The organism is Vibrio sp. V10_P2A27P122, from assembly GCF_963874335.1.
GTDB lineage: Bacteria > Pseudomonadota > Gammaproteobacteria > Enterobacterales > Vibrionaceae > Vibrio > Vibrio anguillarum.
Genome location: NZ_CAWNHY010000102.1, coordinates 1 through 5,762, shown reverse-complemented (window position 1 = coordinate 5,762; position 5,762 = coordinate 1). Strand labels below are relative to the sequence as shown.

The 5,762-nt window shown below is 43.0% G+C and carries 5 protein-coding genes; all 5 read left to right on the top strand.

The annotated features are described in order from the left end of the window. The first annotated feature begins 119 nt into the window (after nucleotides 1-119). Nucleotides 120-1,670 (top strand): Re/Si-specific NAD(P)(+) transhydrogenase subunit alpha, encoded by a 1,551-nt coding sequence (locus tag AACQ17_RS05440; protein ID WP_013867800.1) that lies wholly within the window; start codon nucleotides 120-122, stop codon nucleotides 1,668-1,670. Between the two features lie 11 nt (nucleotides 1,671-1,681). After that, a complete protein-coding gene (gene pntB, locus AACQ17_RS05435) occupies nucleotides 1,682-3,058 on the top strand; it encodes a Re/Si-specific NAD(P)(+) transhydrogenase subunit beta (protein WP_017046914.1) in 1,377 nt (458 codons plus the stop codon). A 151-nt stretch (nucleotides 3,059-3,209) separates the two neighbouring features. Next, nucleotides 3,210-4,664 carry a sensor histidine kinase VxrA gene (gene vxrA, locus AACQ17_RS05430; RefSeq protein WP_013867798.1) on the top strand — a complete coding sequence of 485 codons (1,455 nt, stop codon included), beginning with the start codon at nucleotides 3,210-3,212 and terminating at the stop codon, nucleotides 4,662-4,664. After that, the gene (gene vxrB, locus AACQ17_RS05425; RefSeq protein ID WP_013867797.1) at nucleotides 4,639-5,298 is read left to right on the top strand and encodes a response regulator transcription factor VxrB; all 660 of its coding nucleotides are present in this window, start codon (nucleotides 4,639-4,641) and stop codon (nucleotides 5,296-5,298) included. Before vxrA ends, vxrB begins: the two co-directional genes overlap by 26 nt. Then, nucleotides 5,295-5,762: DUF2861 family protein (locus tag AACQ17_RS05420; protein ID WP_141201478.1), on the top strand; the 468-nt coding region annotated here is incomplete at its 3' end. The genes vxrB and AACQ17_RS05420, both read left to right, overlap by 4 nt.

Genomic DNA, 5,762 nt, shown 5'->3' with positions numbered 1-5,762 from the left:
ACTCATTACTTAACCTTATATGTAATAGCATTTTGTATTTTTATTACAAACTGCTTGCAGTTATGCTGGTGGTTAGATAAAAACAGAATAATCATTGTGCCAATAGTCAAGGAATAACTATGCAAATTGGTGTACCAAAAGAGACCCTTACGGGTGAAACACGGGTTGCAGCTTCACCGAGTTCGGTAGCGCAATTAATCAAACTAGGCTTCGACGTCTCCATTGAAACTCAAGCTGGGGTTTTAGCCAGTTTTGATGATGCGGCTTTTGAGGCGGCTGGTGCCACGATTGTTTCGACACAAGATGTTTGGAATTCAGACATTATCTTGAAGGTCAATGCGCCGATTGTTGATGAAAAACAATCGATTGATGAGGTTGCTTTGATCAAAGAAGGGGCAAGCCTAATCAGTTTTATCTGGCCTGCACAAAACCCAGAATTGATGGAACAGTTATCAAGTAAAAAAATCAACGTGCTGGCGATGGACTCAGTGCCGAGAATATCCAGAGCACAAGCTTTAGACGCTTTGTCATCAATGGCTAACATTGCTGGCTACCGCGCTGTTGTTGAAGCTGCACATGAATTTGGCCGCTTCTTTACAGGGCAAATTACCGCAGCGGGCAAAGTCCCGCCGGCAAAAGTACTGGTTGCCGGAGCTGGCGTTGCTGGCCTCGCTGCTATCGGTGCCGCAGGAAGTTTGGGGGCAATTGTACGAGCTTTTGATGTTCGCCCAGAAGTAAAAGAACAAGTTCAATCTATGGGTGCAGAGTTTTTGGAAGTCGATTTCCAAGAAACGGCTGGTTCAGGCGATGGTTACGCCAAAGAGATGTCTGACGACTTTAATAAAAAGGCCGCTGAACTGTATGCAGCGCAAGCTAAAGATGTCGACATCATTATCACGACGGCTTTGATCCCTGGACGTCCAGCCCCTAAGCTGATCACCAAAGAGATGGTCGACAGTATGAGCGCTGGTAGCGTGATCGTCGATCTTGCAGCTGCAAACGGGGGGAACTGTGAATACACGGTTGCCGATCAGGTGATTACAACCGCCAATGGTGTGAAAGTGGTCGGTTATACTGATATGGTTGGCCGCTTACCAACACAATCCTCTCAATTATATTCAACAAACATCGTTAACTTGCTGAAATTGTTATGCAAGGAAAAAGATGGGTCCATCAATATTGACTTTGAAGACGTTGTTTTACGTGGTGTGACGGTCGTGAAAGAAGGCGAAATAACGTGGCCAGCACCACCGATCCAAGTCTCTGCTCAACCGCAAGTCAAGACCGCACCAACTAGACCTGAACCAAAAAAACAAGAACCCGTTTCTGCGACGAAAAAAATTACTGGCTTAGTTGCTGCCGTTGGCGCTTTTGCTTGGATCGCATCGGTCGCACCTGCGGCTTTCTTAAGCCATTTCACCGTTTTTGTTTTAGCGTGTGTTGTGGGTTACTACGTCGTTTGGAATGTTACTCATGCTTTACATACTCCTTTGATGTCCGTGACCAATGCAATTTCCGGCATTATTGTGGTCGGAGCTTTATTGCAGATAGGTCAAGGGAGTGGTGTGGTCACTTTCCTCGCGTTTATCGCTGTTTTAATTGCAAGCATTAACATCTTTGGTGGTTTTACAGTCACCAAACGTATGCTTGAAATGTTCCGTAAAGACTAAGGGAGTAATATATGTCTGCAGGATTAGTACAAGCCGCATATATTATTGCTGCTATCTTCTTCATCATGAGCCTTGCTGGATTATCAAAGCAGGAATCAGCAAGAGCTGGTAACTACTATGGTATCGCGGGTATGGCTATCGCACTCATCGCCACTATTTTTCGTCCAGATGCGCAGGGCTTAGCTTGGGTATTGCTGGCGATGGTAATTGGGGGTGGTATCGGTATTCATTATGCTAAAAAAGTAGAAATGACCGAAATGCCCGAACTTGTGGCTATTCTCCACAGTTTTGTGGGCATGGCTGCGGTATTAGTGGGTTATAACAGCTATATCGATGCGCCAATTGTACTCGATCACGCTGAACACGTGATTCATTTGGTTGAAGTGTTCATTGGGGTATTTATTGGTGCCGTCACCTTTACAGGATCTATCGTCGCCTTTGGTAAACTGCGTGGAATCATTTCGTCGTCGTCGCTCAATCTCCCTCATAAGCATAAGCTCAACCTCGCGGCCATTGTTGTCTCCACATTATTAATGATTTACTTTGTTAATAATGGTGGCAGCATGTTTGCATTGATTATTATGACTCTGATAGCGTTCGCGTTTGGCTACCATTTGGTGGCTTCGATTGGTGGTGCAGACATGCCCGTTGTGGTATCGATGCTTAACTCCTATTCAGGTTGGGCAGCGGCAGCGGCTGGCTTTATGTTAGCGAATGATTTGCTGATCGTAACCGGAGCACTGGTTGGTTCTTCAGGTGCCATTCTTTCTTACATTATGTGTAAAGCGATGAACCGCTCTTTTGTTAGTGTGATTGCCGGGGGCTTTGGTCAAGATGTGGCTATCAGCGCAGACGTTGAATACGGTGAACACCGTGAAATAAACGCTGAAGAAGTAGCCGAAATGCTGAAAAACTCTAAGTCAGTGATCATCACTCCAGGGTATGGCATGGCAGTAGCTCAAGCACAGTATCCTGTTCACGAAATCACGGAGAAGTTACGTGCACAAGGCATTAAAGTTCGCTTTGGTATTCACCCAGTAGCGGGACGTTTGCCTGGCCATATGAACGTACTGCTTGCTGAAGCAAAAGTGCCTTATGACATTGTGTTAGAAATGGACGAAATAAACGATGATTTTACTGAAACGGATACGGTTTTGGTGATCGGTGCAAATGACACAGTAAACCCAGCAGCATTAGAAGATCCGAACAGTCCGATCGCCGGAATGCCAGTGTTGGAAGTATGGAAAGCGCAAAATGTCATTGTATTCAAGCGTTCAATGAATACTGGCTACGCGGGTGTACAAAACCCTCTTTTCTTTAAAGATAATACCTATATGCTTTTTGGTGATGCAAAAGAGAGTGTAGATGCCATCTCAAAAGCGTTATAGCATCTACGATTAGGATAATGAAGAAGCCAGCAAAATGCTGGCTTCTTCTGTTTTTGAGCAATCATTATTGACATGGATATAACACGTGCAATGTATTATTAGTTAATAATGTTATATAGTTTTTAATCTAAACCATTAATGAAAATAAAACTTGTTTAAAGCGATTAAGACCTACTTTTGGGCTATTTTAGTTCTAATACCTATTCAAACCTATGCCGATTCGTTGCCAGAACGCATCGACCTTTTTGCGTCGCTTTTTGATTATAGTACCGCTGATGTAAGTTATGATATCCGTACTTTGCAGGTTGATTATCCAACTCGCTTATTGACTCCCGAATCAATGTTACCGCAAACGGCTGAATACCCTTTAAAAGATCTACAGTTGTTATACAAATTATCTCAAAGCTGTACAGGTAAGTTGCCGCTGAGCCCACTCATAACAGAGCCATTAGTCTTCACGAGAGCTATCTGTAAAGGATCTCAATTACCGTCGAAATGGTTTGCGAGAAGCGCTTTGATTCACCCAGGAGGTGGAACATATGCGGCTCGTTATGTGAAAAAATACCCTGAGAAATTTGTAGAGTTGCAACAATATATGCACATACGAGAGCGCACCAAAGCAAGTGTGGATTCTTTGCTTGGCCGCATCCAAAACATGAATGAAGATACGATCTTAGCACTCATATCAGGTGCAACCATGTTTGTAGAGAACAGCGATCTTTGGCTGAGAAAAGGGGATATGTATTACGTTTTTAACGAAGACGTATGGTTAGACAACGCGAGTAAAGCAGGACTCAGCTATAGCATGGCCTCGGAAAATTCGACCTGTTTTATTCAAAGAGGCAACATTTGTTGGAATGTTGAAGATCATTCCAACGTGTTACGGATAAGTATGGTAATTCTTGTCCTAGCTAACATAATACTTGTATTAGGCTGGTCCCTTTATCGTTGGAATTCAAAACGACAGGAAATGAAAAGTCGTATGTTGGTGCTGCAGATTCTTACTCACGAGCTCAGAACACCCATTGCAAGTCTATCGCTAACCGTTGAAGGATTTAGGCGCGAATTTGAAAGGTTACCATCAACTGTTTACGATGAGTTTAGACGCCTATGCGAAGATTCCAGACGTTTACGGCAACTGGCCGAAGCCAGTAAGGATTATTTACAGTCAGAGAGCAGGCCGCTTGCAACAGACTGGGTACCTTCCGTTGAAGAATGGTTACAATACAAAGTGGAAGAAGAGTTTCGTGAAAGCATAGATCTTGTTATAAACAAAGATATTGCAGCTAAGCTGAATGTTTATTGGCTTGGGACATGCATCGATAACTTAATTAGAAACGCAGTAAAATACGGTGTTGCTCCAGTTACGTTAGAGGTAACAACTAAACAAAATTCAATCACGATCAAAGTTACAGATCAAGGTCTGTTAAATCATCGAGATTGGAGAAATTTACGTAAACCTTTTGTCAGCAAAAGTGGCTTAGGTTTAGGTTTGACTATTGTAGAATCAATGGTAGGTCGGATGGGTGGTAAGATGACACTCGCAGGACCGCCAACCACATTTATATTGGAGATCCCCTGTGAAACAGACATTGCTTCTCGTTGAAGATGATAAAAACCTTGCCGATGGCTTATTAGTAAGCCTTGAACAAGCAGGGTATGACTGTTTACATGCAGAAACTATTGCAGATGTTAAACAGCATTGGGACAGTGCAGACTTAGTCATCCTCGATCGCCAATTACCCGATGGCGATTCTGTTCAGCATTTGCCAGAATGGCGTAAAATAAAAGAGTTGCCAGTAATTCTTTTAACCGCACTTGTTACGGTCAAAGACAAAGTGGCCGGATTGGACGCGGGGGCAAATGATTACTTAACCAAGCCTTTTGCCGAGGCTGAATTATTTGCACGAATTCGAGCCCAGCTTCGTTCACCAGAATCAGAAGGGCAGGATGACACGAAAGTGGTTACACCTAATCTTGTTATTGATAAAGCCACAAGAGAAGTTTTTTTTAAAGAAGATTCAATTACCTTAACGCGTACTGAATTCGACTTACTCTTATTTTTAGCAAGCAATCTCGGGAGAGTGTTTACGCGTGACGAATTGCTTGATCATGTATGGGGTTATAACCACTTTCCAACGACAAGAACCGTAGATACCCACGTGTTGCAATTGCGCCAAAAACTTCCAGGCTTAGAGATTGAAACCTTGCGCGGTGTTGGATACAAGATGAAAGCGTGATGCAGAAATCTCGTTTACTATTGGTAGGCATAGCATTTGTGACTATTCCTACCAAAGCACAAAATGTTGAGTGGTTTGATCAAATCACACCGCTTACCCAAGCGCATCAGAATCTTTTAAATAATAATTTAGAAGCCATGTTTAACTCACTTGTCGAAGTGTGGCAGCTTGAACATAACAAAAACATTCAGAGCCATCTCAATGAATTATTATTACAATCATTAACCGTTGATTGCGGTAAAAGTTTAGACAAAAAACCACTCCCTGAATGGCTTAAATCAATCACCATTAATAGGCAAGAGATCCAGAGCCCAGGAAGAGATGCATTTCATGTTGATATAGAAGTGGACGCTGAAAAACCACTTGCTGATATCAGGCTGGCGCAGTGGGTTGATAAAAGTTTATCAACCGATAGCTTATTAACGACCACTTCGAGTGACAGCGTCACTGGAAAGGCACATTAC

Excerpts from the sequence above, each read along its gene's own strand:
- pntB (WP_017046914.1), top strand. The coding sequence starts at position 1,682 with ATGTCTGCAGGATTAGTACAAGCCGCATATATTATTGCTGCTATCTTC.
- AACQ17_RS05440 (WP_013867800.1), top strand. The coding sequence starts at position 120 with ATGCAAATTGGTGTACCAAAAGAGACCCTTACGGGTGAAACACGGGTT.